The organism is Chryseobacterium oleae, from assembly GCF_900115055.1.
In the GTDB taxonomy this organism is placed as follows: domain Bacteria; phylum Bacteroidota; class Bacteroidia; order Flavobacteriales; family Weeksellaceae; genus Chryseobacterium; species Chryseobacterium oleae.
Genome location: NZ_FOVD01000011.1, coordinates 94665 through 112748, shown reverse-complemented (window position 1 = coordinate 112748; position 18084 = coordinate 94665). Strand labels below are relative to the sequence as shown.

Genomic DNA, 18084 nt, shown 5'->3' with positions numbered 1-18084 from the left:
TTCTATCTTTTTCCTATTGCTTTTTCCAATGATTAATATTCCAAAGATATTTTAACTTTTTTAAGAGCGTTATCCTAATAAACAAACTTATCACAGGGTACCTTCCTGCCTCCTTATTCCCACTTCCATCTTCCAGCCACCTGATATTAATTTTCTTACCCCTAATTCACTTCATTAGGTCAAACTTTTCTAGTTACATTTTCGTACTTTTGCCGCTGAATAAAAAATCAATATCAAACCATTACATTCCAATGAATTACGTTTCTGTCGAAAATCTTACTAAATCTTATGGCATCAAAGTTTTGTTCGAAAACATCTCCTTTCACGTTAATGAGGGTGACAAAATAGCCATCGTTGCCAAAAACGGAAGCGGAAAGTCTACCCTTCTTAAAATATTAATGGGGAAAGAAATTGCAGACAGCGGAACTGTAACTATTAATAAAGACATCCAGGTGGTTTTATTCGACCAGGAAATCGAGTTTGATTCTGATCTGACCATTGACGAGTTTATGATGACTCTGGATTCTGCACCCATTCAGGCTCTGAAAAATTATCATAAATCACTGCTTTCCACAGATTATGATTTCATTGAAAAGGCTCTGGCTGAAATGGAAATTCACAAAGCGTGGGATCTGGAGAATGATATGAAACAAATTCTTTCCCAGCTGAAAATCACGGATCTGGAGGCCAAAATGGGAACTCTTTCCGGAGGGCAGATCAAACGTGTGGCTTTGGCCAAATTACTGACTGAAACCAGAGCGGAGCACCGTCATACTCTTCTGATCATGGATGAGCCTACCAACCACCTTGATGTGGAAATGGTAGAATGGCTGGAAAGCTATCTGAGTAAAGCAAAAATTACATTAATCCTGGTCACTCACGACAGGTATTTCCTGGATGCAGTTTGTGGAATTATCTGGGAAATGGAGGATAAAAACCTGTATTTCCATAATGGTTCTTACGCAACTTATCTTGAAAACAAAATGATTCGTGAGGACAATATGAATTCTACCATCGACAAAGCCAATAATCTTTACAGAAAAGAACTGGAATGGATGAGAAGACAGCCCAAAGCGAGAACGACAAAATCGAAATCCAGACAGGATGACTTTTACGAAACTGAAAAAATAGCGAAAACCGATACAAGAAAAGAATCTCTGGAACTCGATTTCGAAATGAAAAGGCTTGGAAACAAAATTCTGGAGCTTAGAGATATTTCTAAAAGCTATGGTGATAAATTATTATTAAAAGATTTCAGCTATCAGTTTCAGAGAGGTGAGAAAGTAGGAATCGTAGGAAAAAATGGTGCTGGAAAATCTACTTTACTGAACATTATCCAGGGACTTGAACCCAAAGATTCCGGAGAGATTGAAACCGGAGAAACGATCAAGTTCGGCTATTTCTCACAAAAAGGACTGAAGTATAAAGAAGACGAAAGAGTCATTGATTTCATTAAAGAAATTTCTGAGAACTTTCCTTTAGCTAATGGGAAAACGATCTCTGCATCGCAGTTCCTAAGATTATTCTTATTTGATGATCAGACGCAATATTCGCCTATTTCAAAACTTTCGGGTGGTGAAAAAAGAAGGTTGCACCTGATGTACATCCTGTATCAGAACCCTAACTTCCTGATCTTTGATGAGCCTACCAATGACCTGGATCTTCCTACATTGACTGTACTGGAAAATTTCCTGCTGAATTTCCAGGGAAGTTTGATTATTGTTTCTCACGACAGGTATTTCATGGACAGAATTATCGACCATGTTCTGGCTTTTGAGGGAGACGGAAAAATCAGAGATTTTATAGGAACTTTCTCAGAATACAGAGAAGCGAAAAGCCGTGAGGATGCACAGGGAAAAAATGCGGTATCTAAACCGGAACCTGTAAAAGAAATTGTTGTAGCAGCACCAGAGGTTTCTCAACCTGCTACCCCAAAAAGAAAAATGTCTTTCAAGGAACAGAGAGAACTGGAAACGATAGAAAAAGAAATGCCTGAACTTGAAGAAAAACGTGCCAAGATCATGGATCAGCTCAATAACGAAACGGAATACGAAAAGGTAGCCAAGCTCTCTGCGGAACTGGAAACCATTTCTGAAAAGCTGGAGGGATATGAGATGAGATGGCTGGAGCTTCAGGAAATATAAATAAGTTAGAGGGTTTTAGAGTAAGAGTGTATTAGGGTTTATACCCAACGCTTTTACTCTAAAACACTCCAACCCTCCTACTCTCAGACTCTCCTATAAATAAACCACTTTCTCCCCTTTCGAACTCTCCAAAGAAGCGTCAATGATCTTCATATTTTGAACCACTTCTCTTCCCTGAGACGGCAATGCATATCCAAAGACAATATATTCATAGATCTGTTGGTAATAATCCATATAATTTCCGGGATCGCTGGAAGTGAGTATTCTTTCTGTTTCTGAATTTTCATTCAAATAATTTAAAATTCCGTCTGTTCCCTCTAATGGCTTCGTCCATTCATTCCCGTAAACAGGTATAGATCCGGCCACCAGTTCATTTTCCTGATTATCGGTTCTTTCCTGCAGGAAACTTCCTTTTTCTCCATGAATATTATAAGCATGGTGTGCTTCTTTCGTAAAGACCGATGATTTTAGTCTCACTCTTAAATTATTCTTATAATATAATAAGATCTCAAAATAGTCATTGGCGTATTCTTCGCCTTTCATCGAAAACACATCTGCAAAAAGCTTTTCAGGATATCCGAAATACTGCACCGCCTGATCTACAAGATGAGCTCCCAAATCGTGAAGTGATCCCGAACCTGTCTGCTGAGGGTCTTCTTTGTGCTGTTTTCCGCTCGGCGTTGTACGGAATCTGTCGAAACGGATCTCGGCTTCTTTGATCTCCCCTAATTTTCCTTCATTCAATATTTTATGAACCTGTAAAAAATCGCGGTCAAATCTTCTGTTTTGGTAGACGCTTACAAACAATCCTTTTTCTTCAGCCACACTTACAAGCTGTTCTGCTTCAGAAACGGTTACTGTAAAAGGTTTTTCAACGATAATATTTTTCCCGGCCTCAAGTGCCATTTTAGCATATTCAAAATGCGTCTGCACGGGAGTATTGATGATCACAAGTTCAATATCTGCATGCTGAAGCATCTCCTCTACCGAACGGTAAATGGTAGCTTCCGGATATTTTTCTTTAGATTCTTCCTTGCTTCTTTCTACGATAGCAGCCATAAAAAATCCCGGATGTTCTTTCAAAAACGGAGCATGAAATACTTTTCCGCTCATTCCAAAGGCACAAAGTCCTGCTTTTACCAATTGCATATGTATATATTTTTTAACAAATATATTCAATAATCCTCAGTTTAAAAGCCTTTGACAGCAACTGGTATTTTTATCACATCTTCAAAGTATGACAAAAATCATTTTATTATTTTTATTAATTCTAAATTAATCCTTTGCGAATTCTTATTTTTGCCGCTATTTAAAACTGTTCTACATAAAAATAAGAAATGAAAAAACAACTAGCTTCTTTAGGTTTTTTATTGGCCGCCTTATCTGTAAGTGCGCAGATGAAAAACCTTGAAACCGATACCATCAGGTCTCAAACCATTGAAGACATTAATCTTCACAAAACAGGAAATCCCAACCAGGCAAGAACATTATCTACGAAGTCAGCACTTACGGTAATGGAAAATCCTCAGGCCATCTCAATCGTAACCCACGAAATCATTGAGCAGCAACAGGCAAAACAACTGAGTGATGTTATTCAGAATATCAACGGTATGTACGTGACTTCATCCAGAGGAAATTCTCAGGACAGTTTTGGAGGCCGTGGTTTTATTTTAGGTAACGATAACGTTTTTAAAAACGGAACGAGAGTTAACAGCGGAGTATTTCCTGAAGTAAGCGGTTTGGAAAGAGTTGAGGTATTGAAAGGAGCTAATGCGATGCTTTACGGAAATACGGCTGCAGGAGGAATCATCAATATGATCACCAAAAAGCCTAAATTTAATTTCGGAGGAAGCATAGGACTCAACGGAGGAAGCTGGAATTCATATAAACCTACTGTTGATCTTTATGGTCCGATATCTAAAAATATTGCATTCAGAGTAAACGGTGCTTATGAATATGCCGAAAGTTTCAGAGATGTGGTACAATCTGAGAAATATTATTTCAATCCTTCTATCTTATTTAATTTAAGTTCGAAATCTCAGTTGATTGTAGAAGCGGATTATCTGAAGAATAATTTCACTCCGGATTTCGGGATTGGTTCTATCACCAATAAAGATCTGAGCTATTCTTTGAACAATTATGTGGATAGAAATACATTTTTTGGTACCGACTGGCAATATCAAAATGTAGAACAGGCTTCTGCGAATGTGACCTTCAATCATCAAATAAGTACCAACTGGACATTAAATGCGGTTGCCTCTTATCAAAACTATGTAAAAGATTATTTCTCATCCGAGCGTGTGCAATGGGGATATGATAAAAAAGTATCTGAAACCCGTCTGTCATGGACAAGACCTTTTAATAAAACCAACAACAGAAGTAAATATGGTTCTGCACAGGTGAATATCAACGGAGAATTTAATACCGGATCAATTAATCATAAAGTATTAATCGGTGCTGATGCTGATTACAACCAGGCAGATGCTTACGCTTATAATGTTATTGCTCCTGTTAATGTTCTGTTCCTTGATGATCCTTCAACATGGGGAAATGTTGCAATGCCGGACAGTGGTGAAAATTCACTAACGAGAATCAATACAAGAAGAGCGGGTGTTTATGTACAGGATTATATAAGTCTGACCAAGCAGTTTAAAGTGATCGCTGGTGTTCGTTGGTCTTATGTAGAAAATATGCCTTCTATAAAGACTACTTATGCAACGGCAACAAAGCCTTTGGATAAAAGCTTTGCCCCTAACTCTTCAACTTCTGATCAGGCATTCTCTCCAAAGTTAGGGGTGGTTTATATGCCTAATGATAATCTATCTGTATTCGCCACTTATACCAATTCATTTGTTTCCAATGCAGGATATATGTCTGATGGAGTTGGCTCTTTAAACACTTCAGGTACGGTTGCGCAGGTGAGAGACAGAGTCAATAATCTTCAGAAGCAAGGTATCAACCCAACTACCATTGATCAGTACGAAATCGGGGCAAAGAAAAACCTTTGGAATAACGCTCTGGCTATTAACCTTACGGTATATCAGATTTTACAAAATAACAACTACCAGAACTTCTTTTACGTAGATAACACAGGAACTGTACAGACACCTGACACTAACCTTAAGGAATTTGCGGGAAAAATGAGAAGCCGTGGTGTTGAGGTAGACATCACAGGAAATCCTACAGAAAACCTTTCTATCATAGGTGGTTTCTCCTATAATAATTCAGTTTATCTGGATACCCCTGAAAAAGGATACGTAGAAAAACAAAGACTGGTAAGAACTCCAGCCACTACAGCCAATGCATCTGTGTTTTATAAATTCACCAAATATGCAAAAGGATTAAAAGTAGGAGCCGGTATTTACTATATCGGTGACAGAATAGCGGGTTGGAATGACTCAAAATCTACCAATGTCACCAGAAAGGATGTAAGCAGAATGTTTGAATTAAAAGATTACACCACAGTAACCGTTTCTGTAGGCTACGAGTGGAAAAAATTCTCTATTCAAGGGAAAGTGGGTAACCTATTCGATGTGGTTAATTATAACGTACACGAAAATTATTCGGTAAACCCTATTACTCCGAGAAATTACTACTTCACACTGACGTATAAACTTTAGAATTATAGAACGAATAATTTTATCAATCAAAGGGGAAATTGCATTTTTGCAGTTTCCTTTTTTAAATTAAACAAAAACAATACGATATGGATAAGATCAAGGACACAAGAAGTTTCATGAGAATCACGCACCGCTATCTGGGGTATTTTCTTGCAGGAATAATGGCTGTATACGCTGTAAGCGGAGTGCTGTTGGTTTACAGGGATACAGATTTCCTGAAAAAGGAAAAGAAGTATGATAAAACAGTTGCTGTGAATCTTTCGGAAAAAGAATTAGGTAAGGAACTCAAGATCAAAGGGCTGGAAGTAGAAAAAACAGAAGGAAACATCTTATACTTCAAACAGGGAACATACGACGCAGCATCCGGAAAGGCAAAATATGCTAAAAAGGAACTTCCATTCGTTCTGGACAAGATGGTGAAACTTCATAAATCCCAGTCCAAGGAAACATTATCCCCTCTGAATACATTTTTCGGCATCTCTTTATTTTTCTTTGTGATCTCCAGTTTCTGGATGTTCAATCCAAAGACAAAAGCCTTCAAAAGAGGAATCAAATTCACAATTGCAGGCCTTATCATTTCAGTGATTCTTCTGTGCATATAAATTTGTGGTATCAACAAAAAAATGACCAAATAATTCACATTTTGATTCCTCCCAAATTAACACTTATTCTGAGTTTTTATCTAAAATTAAGAAGCTTGGCACATTTCTTGTTTTTTCTTTAATCTACAAATGATAACATTTAATTATTAAAATAATAAATTATGAAAAAACTAATTTTTGCAGGAATATTGGCAGCAACAGGTTTGACTGCAACAGCTAATGCTCAGATTCAACAAGGTAATTGGATGGTAGGAAGTACTTTAGCTACAAGTAACTTTGGATTAAACTCTGGAGCTGGTTATGATTTCTCAGTTGAGCCAAGAGCTGCGTACTTTATTAAAGACAATGTTGCAGTTGGAGGTTATGTGAAATTAGGTTTTTTAAAACCTGGAAAAGGAGAAGCAACTCAGTTTAACTATGCTGTTGGAGCTTTAGGACGTTATTTCTTATCACCAGGTGAAAAAGGAGTAGATAACTTACTTAACCACGGGCGTTGGTTCCTTGAAGGTAACGTAGGTATCGGAGGAACTTCAGTAGAAAACGGAATTTCAACAACAGGTCTTGACTTTGGTGCGGGTCCGGGTTATTCTTATTTCATTACACCAAACATCGGTGTTGAAGGTTTAGTAAAATATAACGGTGTAACTGGTTTTGGAAATGAAGGGCTAACATCTAAAATTAGCTTTAACATAGGATTCAGTATTTACTTACCTACTTCAAAAGCTAAGGAAGTAGCGAATGATGTAAGAAATTAATCATTTTTTAATTTAATTTACCGAATAAAAAAATTGAAATCGCCCCGAAATATTTTTCGGGGCGATTTTCGTACAAATTAAAACTAAACTATAAAAAATCAAATAAATCATGTATTGGGTTGGGGCGTATATCTCAGATACGGCTTTATTTCTGTCACGCCTTTCGGAAATATTTTTCTGGCATCCTCTGTAGAAATAGCTGGCGGAACAATAACGTCTTCGCCGTTTTCCCAGTTGACAGGCGTCGCTACCTTATGTGAATCAACCAACTGAAGAGAATCAAGCACTCTCAGAATTTCATTAAAATTCCTTCCTGTAGAAGCCGGGTAAGTAATGATGAGTCTTACTTTTTTATCCGGATCAATGATCAATAAAGAACGCACAGTAGCAGTAACTGAAGCATTCGGGTGAATAAAATCATAAAGCTCTGAAATCTTTCTGTCCTTGTCTGCAATTATAGGAAACTGTACATCCGTATTCTGAGTCTCGTTGATATCCTTGATCCAGTTTTGATGATCATCTACTCCATCTACACTCAGGGCAATCACTTTGGTTCCTCTCTTATCGAATTCAGACTTAAGCTTTGAAGTATATCCAAGTTCCGTAGTGCATACCGGTGTATAATCTGCAGGATGCGAGAACAGGATTCCCCAGGAATTCCCTAAAAATTCGTGAAATTTAATATCCCCTGAAGAAGTCTCTGCCTGAAAGTCCGGTGCTGTATCTCCTAGTTTGATTGACATAATATTCTGCTTTATTAGTCTACAAATTTAGTAGACTTTTTGGAACTGGCAAAATTTTTGTTAATTATTTATATCTTTAATCAAAATTTTATTCATGCAGAACATTGAACACAGCTATATAGATGTTGTTTACAGGGTTTTGGAAAGCTGGTACATGAAGTTTGCCGAGCTTACACCGAAACTTATCGTCGGAATTTTAGTATTCTCATTTTTTCTTATTACGAGTAAGTACTTAAGCATAGGAGCGGTAAAATTATTCCACAAATTCTTCCCGAAAAGCAAGAAAGAAGGGTCTCTGGTTACTCTAATAGGCGTTTTCAGGTTCTTGATCATGATGATGGGGAGTTTTATTGCCCTTGAAATTATGGGCTTTAGTGGTTTTCTCTGGAAGTTTATCGGAAGTTTAGGAGTAGCCGGGGTTATTGCCGGGGTGGCTTTAAAAGATCTGGTATCGAGTATTTTTTCAGGAATGCTGATTGGGATTGATAAGGCATTTAAAGTAGGAGATTATATTACCATCGGGAATCATTCAGGAACAGTTCAGGAAATTGGATTTTTAACGACCAAGCTTATCACGGATGACGGAAAGAAAGCATACATCCCGAACCAGGTTATTTTTAATGCTCCGTTTTACAATATTACAGCATCCCCGCAGCGCAGAATTATTTTAAATTTTGAAATTCCTGCAGATGAGGATATTACCAAGGCGCAGAAAGGAATGCTGGATGTCATCAAAAATCTTGACAGTGTAGACAGGCTGGATACTTCAGAAGTTATTTTCACAGACCTCAAACAGGGCAATTTTAACCTCCAGGCCAAATTCTGGATGAAGGTAGGCGCCAACATGGTTCAGCTGAAAAGTGAGGCTTATCTGAAGATCAAGCAGCGTCTGGATGCCGATAACATTCAACTGGTAACACCTACGAGTATCAGCATCACAAATGGGGAACCTCTTCCTTCCGAACATCAGGATAAATAAGAATCAGCCGCTTTTTTTAAGCGGTTTTTTTATACCTCAAATTATTTGGTAACCATTAAATTCAACCACAAAAGTCACAAAAGTTTTTTAAACACTTAAGTTATTTTAAAGTTAAATGGATTGCGGATAGAAGTCCACTTAAGTTTTTAAGAAAATCAAAGATTTTCTGCTTATGTAATCTTGTTGTTTTCAAGATGGTAAAACTTTTAAAACTAAAGTGTTCTAAAGTGTTTAACATTAAAAACTTTTGGACTTAAGTTATTTCAAAGTTAAATGGATTGAGCATAGAAAGTACACTTAAGTTCTTGTGAAAATTTTTGATTTTCTGCTTATGTGATCTTGTTGTTTTCAGGATGGTAAAACTTTTAAAACTAAAGTGTATAAAAAACTTTTGTGACTTTTGTGGTTTAAAAAAAACCGCTCCAAAAAATGGAACGGTTTCTCTATTTATTTAAAAGTTCAGCTTAAGCTAAAACTTCTTTTACTTTGTTTGCAGCTTCTTCCAAAGTAATTGCAGAATGTACAGGAAGACCTGACTCGTCAATTAATTTTTTAGCTTCTACAGCGTTAGTTCCCTGTAATCTTACGATCAATGGAACCGGAAGGCTACCCATTGCTCTGTAAGCGTCTACAACTCCCTGAGCTACTCTGTCACATCTTACGATACCTCCGAAGATGTTGATAAGGATTGCTTTTACGTTAGGATCTCTAAGGATGATTCCGAAAGCAGTCTGAACTCTCTGAGCATCTGCAGTACCTCCTACGTCAAGGAAGTTCGCTGGGCTACCACCAGATAATTTGATGATATCCATCGTTGCCATTGCAAGACCAGCACCGTTTACCATACATGCAACGTTACCGTCTAGCTTTACGAAGTTAAGACCAGCTTCACCAGCTTCTACATCCATTGGATCTTCTTCTCTTGTATCTCTTAAAGCTTCAAGATCTTTGTGACGGAACAATGCGTTACCATCTAAAGTTACTTTAGCATCTACAGCGATAATTTTATTGTCAGAAGTTTTCAAAACCGGGTTGATTTCGAAAAGAGAAGCATCAATTCCTGTGTAAGCATTGTAAAGAGATGCAATGAATTTTGTGAATTCTTTGAAAGCATTTCCTTCAAGACCAAGGTTGAAAGCAATTTTTCTAGCCTGGAATCCCTGAAGACCTAAAGCCGGATCAATGATTTCTTTGTGGATCAAATGAGGAGTTACCTCAGCTACATGCTCGATATCCATACCACCTTCAGTAGAATATACGATGGTGTTTTTACCTTCAGCTCTGTCTAAAAGAATAGAAACATAAAATTCTTTAGTTTCAGATTCTCCAGGATAATAAACATCTTCTGCAACCAAAACAGAGTGTACTTTTTTACCTTCAGCAGAAGTTTGTGGAGTTACCAACTGCATTCCGATGATGTTCTGAGCGTTTTCTTTAAGTTTATCCATGTTTGGAGAGAACTTTACACCGCCACCTTTACCACGTCCACCTGCGTGAATTTGCGCTTTTACTACCCAAGCCTGAGCTCCGGTTTCAGCAGTCAATTTTTCAGCAGCTGCTACAGCTTCTTCTACATTGTTCGCTACGAAACCACGTTGGATAGCAACTCCGTACTTTGATAAAATCTCTTTTGATTGATACTCGTGAAGATTCATATTATTTTTATTATTTTATTTTAAAATTTAAAGGTTGACAAATTTACTAAAAAGACATGGAAGTTCAAGTTTATTGACTTAAAAATTAAGGCACAGGAAACTTGATTTTTAACATATCCTCCAAATTTGCTTTATTCTTCGGACAATTTCTCAGACTGCGAACCGATGAACGGAATCTTAGGAGCCAGAAAATAGCCCGTTAAGCTTGCAAAAAGTATCGGAACGAAATACGTAAACCCGGTTAAGGTTCCCAGAATAATCGTTGTACTCATTGGCGTTCGGGTCACGCAGGCATTAATGGCAGCCATACAGCTTACAATTGCTAAAGTGGTATCAACAGTGGGAAACAGCTGATGAATGATCAATCCTAAAGTAGTTCCTACAAAGAATAACGGGATAATGAAACCGCCTCTCCATCCTGAAGTTACGGTCACAGCAATCGCAATGATTTTAAAAATAAGGACCACAATTAAAAAGTTCAGTGCAAAATTCCCATTGATCAGTTCATTGATTTCATGGTGACCGAAGTATCTTGTAATCGGGAAATTATAAGCAATAACACCTAAAATAATTCCTCCTACTAGGGTTTTAATGTAAATAGGAAATTGTCTGTATTCGAAAATCTTTTTGAAAAATTTAACCACAAAAATAAAGATCCATCCGAAAATAGTGGCCACTACTCCAAATAGAAAGGCATAGATGAAATCATAGACTCCGGAATAATGATAAGCCTTCAGGTCCCACGTTGCGCCTATCCCCAAATGAATAATCAAAGCAAACATCACATAACTGAAACAGCTCGCCACCAAAGCAGGAATGATTGCCCTGTAATATTCTACCGCATGTTTATGATGCAGAATTTCAAGTGAGAAAAGACTTCCTCCCAGCGGTGCCCCAAACAGAGCCGTAAAGCCTGAAGCCATTCCGGCGATGCTCAGAGAACGTAACTCCTCTCCTTTCAATCTGAAGATTTTCCCCAGCCAGGTTCCCGTAGATCCGGTGACCTGAACCAAAGGAGCTTCCGGACCGAGACTTCCGCCCGAAGCCACACAAAACAGGGACGACAGAATCATGGAAGGATTGTTTTTAGGATCCAGCTTTCCCTTATTAAATCTGATATTATTAACGATTAAATGAATTTCTCCGGGATCTCCTATAAAGTGAATCACAAGTCCCGCCATCAAACCACAAATGGCCATGGTAGGAATCACCATCCATCCCTGAAACTGTACTAAAAACTCTGTAAAATGTTCCAGTACGATCCAGTAACCACCGGCAATCGCTCCCCCAACAAGACCGGTAAGAGCCCACATGAAAAAAGTTCTGCTGAATACAAACGGATTGAATCTTATAGGCTGATCCAGAAGATTGAATGTTTTTATTAAACGTCTCCTTCTATTGATTTTCATTTAATTTATTTTAAATAGTAAAGGAATCTCATCATTTGTTTTTATTGTTTTTGAATGTGTACATATACACAATAACTTCTTAAAGTACATGTTATAACTATTCAAATCTTACTATGATTGGTTGGGAAAACTGTTGGATGATTGGCTTTTTGTTATACATCAACGGTTCTTCCAAAGATCCGATGGCGTATAGGAATAATGCACTGATGATATTGAATTCTGTGCCGGATGACCCGCTGTATTTTACTTTCTTGAATTTTCCATCTACATCAATGATGAAATTCAATTTACATTGGTACACACCTTCACTGCTGTCTTCTATCAAAGAAACGGGAAAATCAGCAGTCAAACGTTTTTTTAAGTCTGTAAGCTGCTGATAATTTTCGATCTGAGCAATATCAACAATTTTAGTTTTTGTTTCATTTTGAGGAGGAGCTTCTCCGGGCGATACGCTGTTTGTTGGAACCTCGCCCGTTGCTTTAAATGAAATACCGGTATCAAACTTCCCGATAATTACATCCTTGTCATAGATACTCTGGTACAGGTTTTTCAGATCCTGTATTTTTTCAATGTAAAAAGCTCTGTATTTTTCACTGTATACAACAGAATTCTTTTTGTAATCATAATGACTGATACTATCCGAAAAACGCTTTTGAATAATTTTCACTTCCGTTAAAATACTACCATTCAGTAATTTTTTCTTCTCCTGTGCTTCCATCTTCTGAACACTTAGAAAAAAGAAAAGGAACGTTATGAGAAAACTTGTAAAGCGGGTATTCATTTTTAAATTTTTCGGTGAGCCACTCCGTAAAGTGAGTATATTTTCTTTCTGCAGACTGAACTGCAATGATTATATTTTTGTCTTGGCGAAATACCAGATCAGCATTCCCCAGCTTAAAATCATAAAAAGACCTCCCAGCGGCGTAATAGGTCCTAAAAATTTCAAGTTGGCGCCCAGATAGTCCTGTAAGCTCAGGAAATAAATGCTGAAAGAGAACAGAATCGTTCCTGCCATCATTAAAATAGAAATCCATTTTTGTGATGAAGTATCAAATTTTAAGATGTATCCTACAATCAATAAAAAGAAGGCAGCATACATCTGGTATCTCACTCCCGTTTCAAAACTTTCCAGTCTTTCCACAGATAATATTTTTTTTAAAGCGTGTGCTCCGAAAGCTCCGAGAATAACCGACAGCATTCCATACGCAGCCCCGAAAATTAAAGTAATTGTTTTCATTTTATAATTCTTCTAATTCTAGATTTAAATATTTTTTTGTTTTGTTATCCTGCCAGGTTCCGGTGATCTTGTTCCCCGTGATATCAGCTTCCACAAATCCCGTCACCATCCATTGTCTGGCTTCTTCACTGTAGAATTCACTTTCTGTGATAGAGATATGATTCCCTTTCATCTTGCCGTTCCACTCGATCAGTTTTTTATTTTTATCATACCAGTACGAAGCGTTAAAGCTGGCACCGCCACCCTGCTCATCATACAAACGCTTAATAAGAACCGTAACCGGATATTTTCCACCAATTGTCCCTTTGTACAGTTTGTTTCTGAAACTTGTATGATCTGCCTGTGAGGAGCCTGATACTAAGTTTTTAGCATAGGGACTCCAATATTTCTCCAGGAATTTATAGGAAAATTCAATCACATGACTATCCAGTTCATCCAATGCTCTCATAGCATGGTTGGCACATCTTGGTGCAATAAACTTCATCTTATCTTTTGCGAAATAATATTCCATACCGTCTAAACCATAATCAGTATAGCAGTTTTCATAAAGGCCAATCTGCGTCAGAACCTCATCTGACTGATTTTTCTCTGCTTTTAACACGACAAGAAAATCAGCAATCTGTTTCTTTATTTCTTTCTGGATCAAATTTTTAATGGTTTTGGCAGCATCCGGCGGGAACAAATCCTCAACATTGATATAATTTCCTGTTCTCAGGTCAAAATTCTTAGCGATAAAAAAATTCTCCGGATATGCTCCCGAAGCTTCACCTTCCATCGTAATACTCAGAATATTTTCAGGAGATTCCATTTTTTCCCAACTGTAATAATCTACATAATTGGAGTAAGAATTGGTAGCAGTAGAAGCCCGCTTAAAAGGATTTCCAACGGAATTCGGAACGTATTCCAGTTCACTTACCTGCAGAAAAGTATTGATCTTATTCTCAAGTAAAGGCTTTCCGCTGTACGAAATTACCGGAAAATAATGATTTTCAGAGGCAGGCTTCAGGTCATTAATCTTCACATTTTTTTGTTGTGAAAAACTTAAACCTGAAATCAAAAGGAAGAAGACAATGTTGCGTTTCACTATTTCGATTTTATGTAGATTAAAATAAGTTTCGCCACCAATGTTGAAATCCCCAATATAATAAAGACATTGGAAAGCTTTTTAGAATTTCTAAAGCCCGGCGATGTCGTTTTCTTTAAAAAGATCCCGAAGATGATGAATATAATGGGTAAGATGATCTGCAGCATTATTGAGCTCTTAATCTGTTAAACTCATGAATAACCTCATGATGGCTTACCGTTTTATCTTTAAAATACGTTACAAAATGTTGTTTTTCTGCCTCTGTAGCGCCCATTTGATTTAAAATATTCAGCAAGTGCATTTTCATATGCCCTTTTTGGATTCCTGTGGTTACCAGAGAGCGGATGGCTCCGAAGTTTTGCGCAAGACCTGAAACCGCAAGAATACTCATCAGTCCCTGTGCAGAAGGTTTTCCAAGCAATGCCAGTGAGAATTTCACCAGTGGATGGAGGTTCGTAAGTCCTCCCACTACTCCTACAGAAATCGGAAGGTCGATCCAGAATCTGAAAATTCCGTTATCGATGGTACAGTGTGTCAGAGATCTGTATTGTCCGTCTCTCGCAGCATAGGCATGAGCACAGGCTTCTGTTGCTCTGAAATCATTTCCTGTGGCAATCACTACAGCGTCTACTCCATTCATCACCCCTTTGTTGTGAGTTGTAGCACGGAAAGGTTCAATTTCAGCAATGGTAACGGCCTGTTTAAATTTTCTCGCGAATTCTTCATTGGAAATTCCGCTGTCATCTTTTAAGTCTTCAATCTTACATGAAACCTCAGCTCTTACAATACAGTCCGGTGTAAAGTTGGAAAGAATATTCATCACGATCTGAAGTGAACTTTTCTCTTCCTGTGTGAAATCTTCACTCGTGGCAATCTCCTGCTTCATCGTTTTTCCGAATTGCTCAAGACATGAATTGATAAAATTCGCGCCCATGGAATCTACCGTATCAAAGCTTGCTTTAAGCTGATAGTAATTCGGCATTTCAGCAGTTTTATCCACTAATTTAATATCTAAAATTCCACCCCCGCGTTTTCTCATATTGGCGGTAATGTCTTCTGTAGCTTCAAGAAGTTTTTTCTTTAAATTGAAATTAAAGAAATGCAGAAGTTTATGCGATTCTACATTGAATATAAAGTGAGTATGGCCCAGCTTTTCATTGTTGATAATGGTCGTTTTAAAACCTCCTTTATCAATCCAGAATTTGGCAGCTTTGGAAGCAGCGGCTACCACTGAACTTTCTTCAACAGCCATTGGAAGAGCGAATAATTTTCCGTCAATTAAGAAATTCGGAGCAATTCCGTAAGGCATATAGAAATTGGAAATGGTATTTTCAGAAAACTCTTCGTGAAGCTTCTGAAGTTCAGCATTTTCGTTCCAGTATTGTTTTAATATATTTTGATATTCTTCGTTTCCTTCAAGGTATTCGCCGACAAGCCAATCGATTTTCCCCTGCTTGGTCAATTTAGAGAAACCTTCTACCGGTTTATGATTCATAGCATAAATTTAATAAGTGTAAAGATAGTAATTTTGAAAGTCTCCATTGTTGATAACTTCTATAGAAAAATATTGGTAATTATACATTTTGGAACTACTTTTGAACAAACTTTAGATACAAATTGTAACATCCAGTTAAAAATATGAACTTTGAACGCCTGAAAGAAAAGCTCGAAATCCTTGCCGATGCAGCGAAATACGATGTTTCCTGCTCATCCAGCGGAGGAACGAGAAAGAATAAAAAAGGCGCTTTAGGAGATAGTTCCGCGAGCGGTATTTGTCATACCTATACGGAAGACGGACGATGTGTGTCCCTGCTCAAAATTCTCCTGACCAACCATTGCATCTATGATTGTGCTTACTGTGTATCCAGAAGTTCCAATGATATTAAAAGAGCTGGGTTTACTGTAGAAGAAGTCGTAGATCTGACGATTAATTTTTACCGCAGAAATTATATTGAAGGTTTGTTTCTGAGTTCCGGTATTTTTAAAAATGCAGATACAACGATGGAACGTCTGGTAAGAGTCGCGAAAAAATTACGGACTGAAGAAAATTTCAACGGCTATATCCATTTAAAATCGATTCCCGGAGCCAGTGATGAACTGATGCAGGAGGCTGCTTTGTATGCAGACCGACTCTCTGTGAATCTTGAAATCCCTACGGAAAGCGGATTGAAATTACTTGCTCCTGAAAAGAACCGTCAGGATATGATCAACCCGATGCGTTATATCCAGAAAGGCATCACTCAGTATAAAGATGAAAAGAAAATTTTCAGAAAAGTTCCGAAGTTCGCACCTGCAGGCCAATCTACGCAAATGATCGTGGGAGCTACTAATGAAAATGATTTACAGATTATCAAAGTGGCCGATCATTTTTATAAAAATTTCAATCTGAAAAGAGTCTATTATTCAGGCTATGTTCCAGTGTTGGAAGATAAAAGACTCCCTTCTTTGACTACGGAAGTTCCTATGCTTCGGGAAAACCGTTTGTATCAGTCGGATTGGCTAATGCGATTCTACGGATTCAAAGCGGAAGAAATCCTCGATCCTCATATGCCTTTCTTAGATCTGGAAGTCGATCCTAAGCTTAGCTGGGCTTTGAGACACCTTCATCAGTTTCCGGTTAATCTTCAGACTGCCGATTATCAGATGATTTTAAGAATTCCCGGCATCGGAGTAAAAACGGCACAGAAGATTGTTCAGGCACGCCGTTTTCAGGCTTTAAATATGGATCATCTGAAAAAATTGGGAGCAGCCGTCAACCGCGCCAAATATTTCATCGATTTTAATGCAGGGAATGCTTATTTAAAATATTTAACCGATAAAAATTTAAGGCAACTGCTCGTGGGCGGAAGTTCTTCTAAGTTTCATAATCAGTTTTCACAGCAGCTGAGTTTGTTTTAGATTGATTTAAAGATTGAAGAATTTAAAAATTTAAAGATTCAGAGATTGAGGAATTAAGAGATTTATATATAGGAACAGGAAGTCATCACCTTAACTGTTACCTCATCAACACATCAACACATCAACACATCACCAAATCATCACATCAACCAATGACTACACTCCTCTACGACGGAAGTTTCGACGGCCTTTTAACTGCAGTATTTGAAGTTTTCGAATACCGGTATAAAGATGTGGAGATCGTAAATAAGGAAAGATTTCATAAGGAAAATATTTTTGCAGAAATTCATGAAACCATTACGCAAAATGATAAATCTGAAAGGGTGTTCAAAAAACTGGAGCAGAATATTGGGAGATCCGGCGTTCATCAGCTGCTGAAAGTTTTCCTGTCAGAAGATCCGGAACTGGAGCATCTTATTTTATCCGCAGTCAGACAATCTATTAAACATCCTGAAGAAAATATCCTTCAGAATTATGCCGATAACGACATGCTTACCGTATCAAAGATCTGTAAATCTGTAGACCGCGAAAGGCACAGAATGACCGCTTTTGTACGTTTTGAAAAAATGCAGGACGGTGTTTTCTTTGCGAAAATAGATCCTGATTTTGATGTTCTTCCGCTGATCCGGAAACATTTTAAAGACCGTTACCAGGACCAGAAATGGATGATCTATGATTTGAGGCGACATTATGGCATTCTGTACGATCTGGAAAACTGCGAATTCTTTTATCCGGAAGAAAAATTAGACCTTCACCAATACCAGCAGAAGTTTCACGACGAAGAACAAAACTACCAAACCCTCTGGCAGCGATACTTTACCAAAACCAATATTGTTGAACGAAAGAATTTAAAACTGCATGTTCAGCATGTTCCAAAAAGATACTGGAAATATCTGACCGAAAAATGGTAAACAGATCCTTAAAAATTTAAACAATGTGAGTTCGGGATAAAATTGCA

15 protein-coding genes are annotated in these 18084 nt (G+C 37.7%); 7 read left to right on the top strand and 8 right to left on the bottom strand.

Annotated features, from left to right (window positions below; genetic code table 11):
• Positions 1 to 251: 251 nt before the first annotated feature.
• Positions 252 to 2144: an ABC-F family ATP-binding cassette domain-containing protein gene (locus tag BM143_RS23250; protein ID WP_090027702.1), complete on the top strand. Its 1893-nt coding sequence runs from the start codon at positions 252 to 254 to the stop codon at positions 2142 to 2144.
• 93 nt (positions 2145 to 2237) lie between these two features.
• Here the strand turns inward: BM143_RS23250 and BM143_RS23245 are convergent, their stop codons facing one another.
• Entirely contained in the window at positions 2238 to 3293 is a 1056-nt protein-coding gene (locus BM143_RS23245) for a Gfo/Idh/MocA family oxidoreductase (RefSeq protein WP_090027701.1), read from the bottom strand.
• Between the two features lie 188 nt (positions 3294 to 3481).
• Between BM143_RS23245 and BM143_RS23240 the strand changes: the two genes are divergently transcribed.
• The 3 genes from BM143_RS23240 to BM143_RS23230 all read left to right on the top strand — a co-directional run bounded on the left by BM143_RS23240 (position 3482) and on the right by BM143_RS23230 (position 7121).
• Positions 3482 to 5764 carry a TonB-dependent siderophore receptor gene (locus BM143_RS23240; protein WP_090027700.1) on the top strand — a complete coding sequence of 761 codons (2283 nt, stop codon included), beginning with the start codon at positions 3482 to 3484 and terminating at the stop codon, positions 5762 to 5764.
• 86 nt (positions 5765 to 5850) lie between these two features.
• Positions 5851 to 6366, top strand: a complete 516-nt coding sequence (locus BM143_RS23235; RefSeq protein WP_090027698.1) for a hypothetical protein — start codon at positions 5851 to 5853, stop codon at positions 6364 to 6366.
• Positions 6367 to 6527: 161 nt separating this feature from the next.
• On the top strand, positions 6528 to 7121 hold the full coding sequence (locus BM143_RS23230; RefSeq protein ID WP_090027696.1) for a hypothetical protein: 594 nt from the start codon (positions 6528 to 6530) through the stop codon (positions 7119 to 7121).
• Between the two features lie 107 nt (positions 7122 to 7228).
• Here BM143_RS23230 and BM143_RS23225 read toward each other — a convergent pair whose 3' ends face one another.
• Positions 7229 to 7864, bottom strand: coding sequence for a peroxiredoxin (locus BM143_RS23225; protein WP_090027694.1), 636 nt, complete (start codon positions 7862 to 7864; stop codon positions 7229 to 7231).
• A gap of 94 nt (positions 7865 to 7958) precedes the next feature.
• On the opposite strand from BM143_RS23225, the gene BM143_RS23220 reads away from it, so the two are divergent.
• Entirely contained in the window at positions 7959 to 8843 is an 885-nt protein-coding gene (locus BM143_RS23220; RefSeq protein ID WP_090027692.1) for a mechanosensitive ion channel family protein, read from the top strand.
• Between the two features lie 464 nt (positions 8844 to 9307).
• Here BM143_RS23220 and sucC read toward each other — a convergent pair whose 3' ends face one another.
• The 6 genes from sucC to BM143_RS23190 all read right to left on the bottom strand — a co-directional run bounded on the left by sucC (position 9308) and on the right by BM143_RS23190 (position 15723).
• The gene (gene sucC / locus BM143_RS23215) at positions 9308 to 10498 is read right to left on the bottom strand and encodes an ADP-forming succinate--CoA ligase subunit beta (protein WP_034723629.1); all 1191 of its coding nucleotides are present in this window, start codon (positions 10496 to 10498) and stop codon (positions 9308 to 9310) included.
• 131 nt (positions 10499 to 10629) lie between these two features.
• On the bottom strand, positions 10630 to 11907 hold the full coding sequence (locus tag BM143_RS23210; RefSeq protein WP_090027691.1) for a chloride channel protein: 1278 nt from the start codon (positions 11905 to 11907) through the stop codon (positions 10630 to 10632).
• 97 nt (positions 11908 to 12004) lie between these two features.
• Positions 12005 to 12688: a hypothetical protein gene (locus tag BM143_RS23205; protein ID WP_139222104.1), complete on the bottom strand. Its 684-nt coding sequence runs from the start codon at positions 12686 to 12688 to the stop codon at positions 12005 to 12007.
• A gap of 69 nt (positions 12689 to 12757) precedes the next feature.
• Positions 12758 to 13144 carry a DUF423 domain-containing protein gene (locus BM143_RS23200; protein WP_090027687.1) on the bottom strand — a complete coding sequence of 129 codons (387 nt, stop codon included), beginning with the start codon at positions 13142 to 13144 and terminating at the stop codon, positions 12758 to 12760.
• A gap of 1 nt (position 13145) precedes the next feature.
• The gene (locus BM143_RS23195; protein WP_090027685.1) at positions 13146 to 14228 is read right to left on the bottom strand and encodes a hypothetical protein; all 1083 of its coding nucleotides are present in this window, start codon (positions 14226 to 14228) and stop codon (positions 13146 to 13148) included.
• Between the two features lie 166 nt (positions 14229 to 14394).
• On the bottom strand, positions 14395 to 15723 hold the full coding sequence (locus BM143_RS23190; protein ID WP_090027684.1) for a hydroxymethylglutaryl-CoA reductase, degradative: 1329 nt from the start codon (positions 15721 to 15723) through the stop codon (positions 14395 to 14397).
• A 143-nt stretch (positions 15724 to 15866) separates the two neighbouring features.
• On the opposite strand from BM143_RS23190, the gene BM143_RS23185 reads away from it, so the two are divergent.
• The gene (locus BM143_RS23185; protein ID WP_090027682.1) at positions 15867 to 17126 is read left to right on the top strand and encodes a putative DNA modification/repair radical SAM protein; all 1260 of its coding nucleotides are present in this window, start codon (positions 15867 to 15869) and stop codon (positions 17124 to 17126) included.
• A gap of 152 nt (positions 17127 to 17278) precedes the next feature.
• Positions 17279 to 18037, top strand: coding sequence for a TIGR03915 family putative DNA repair protein (locus tag BM143_RS23180; RefSeq protein WP_090027680.1), 759 nt, complete (start codon positions 17279 to 17281; stop codon positions 18035 to 18037).
• Positions 18038 to 18084 lie beyond the last annotated feature (47 nt).

Excerpts from the sequence above, each read along its gene's own strand:
- BM143_RS23190 (WP_090027684.1), bottom strand. The coding sequence starts at position 15,723 with ATGAATCATAAACCGGTAGAAGGTTTCTCTAAATTGACCAAGCAGGGG.
- BM143_RS23210 (WP_090027691.1), bottom strand. The coding sequence starts at position 11,907 with ATGAAAATCAATAGAAGGAGACGTTTAATAAAAACATTCAATCTTCTG.
- BM143_RS23180 (WP_090027680.1), top strand. The coding sequence starts at position 17,279 with ATGACTACACTCCTCTACGACGGAAGTTTCGACGGCCTTTTAACTGCA.
- BM143_RS23235 (WP_090027698.1), top strand. The coding sequence starts at position 5,851 with ATGGATAAGATCAAGGACACAAGAAGTTTCATGAGAATCACGCACCGC.
- BM143_RS23240 (WP_090027700.1), top strand. The coding sequence starts at position 3,482 with ATGAAAAAACAACTAGCTTCTTTAGGTTTTTTATTGGCCGCCTTATCT.
- BM143_RS23200 (WP_090027687.1), bottom strand. The coding sequence starts at position 13,144 with ATGAAAACAATTACTTTAATTTTCGGGGCTGCGTATGGAATGCTGTCG.
- BM143_RS23230 (WP_090027696.1), top strand. The coding sequence starts at position 6,528 with ATGAAAAAACTAATTTTTGCAGGAATATTGGCAGCAACAGGTTTGACT.
- BM143_RS23185 (WP_090027682.1), top strand. The coding sequence starts at position 15,867 with ATGAACTTTGAACGCCTGAAAGAAAAGCTCGAAATCCTTGCCGATGCA.
- BM143_RS23225 (WP_090027694.1), bottom strand. The coding sequence starts at position 7,864 with ATGTCAATCAAACTAGGAGATACAGCACCGGACTTTCAGGCAGAGACT.
- BM143_RS23250 (WP_090027702.1), top strand. The coding sequence starts at position 252 with ATGAATTACGTTTCTGTCGAAAATCTTACTAAATCTTATGGCATCAAA.
- BM143_RS23205 (WP_139222104.1), bottom strand. The coding sequence starts at position 12,688 with ATGAATACCCGCTTTACAAGTTTTCTCATAACGTTCCTTTTCTTTTTT.
- sucC (WP_034723629.1), bottom strand. The coding sequence starts at position 10,498 with ATGAATCTTCACGAGTATCAATCAAAAGAGATTTTATCAAAGTACGGA.
- BM143_RS23220 (WP_090027692.1), top strand. The coding sequence starts at position 7,959 with ATGCAGAACATTGAACACAGCTATATAGATGTTGTTTACAGGGTTTTG.
- BM143_RS23245 (WP_090027701.1), bottom strand. The coding sequence starts at position 3,293 with ATGCAATTGGTAAAAGCAGGACTTTGTGCCTTTGGAATGAGCGGAAAA.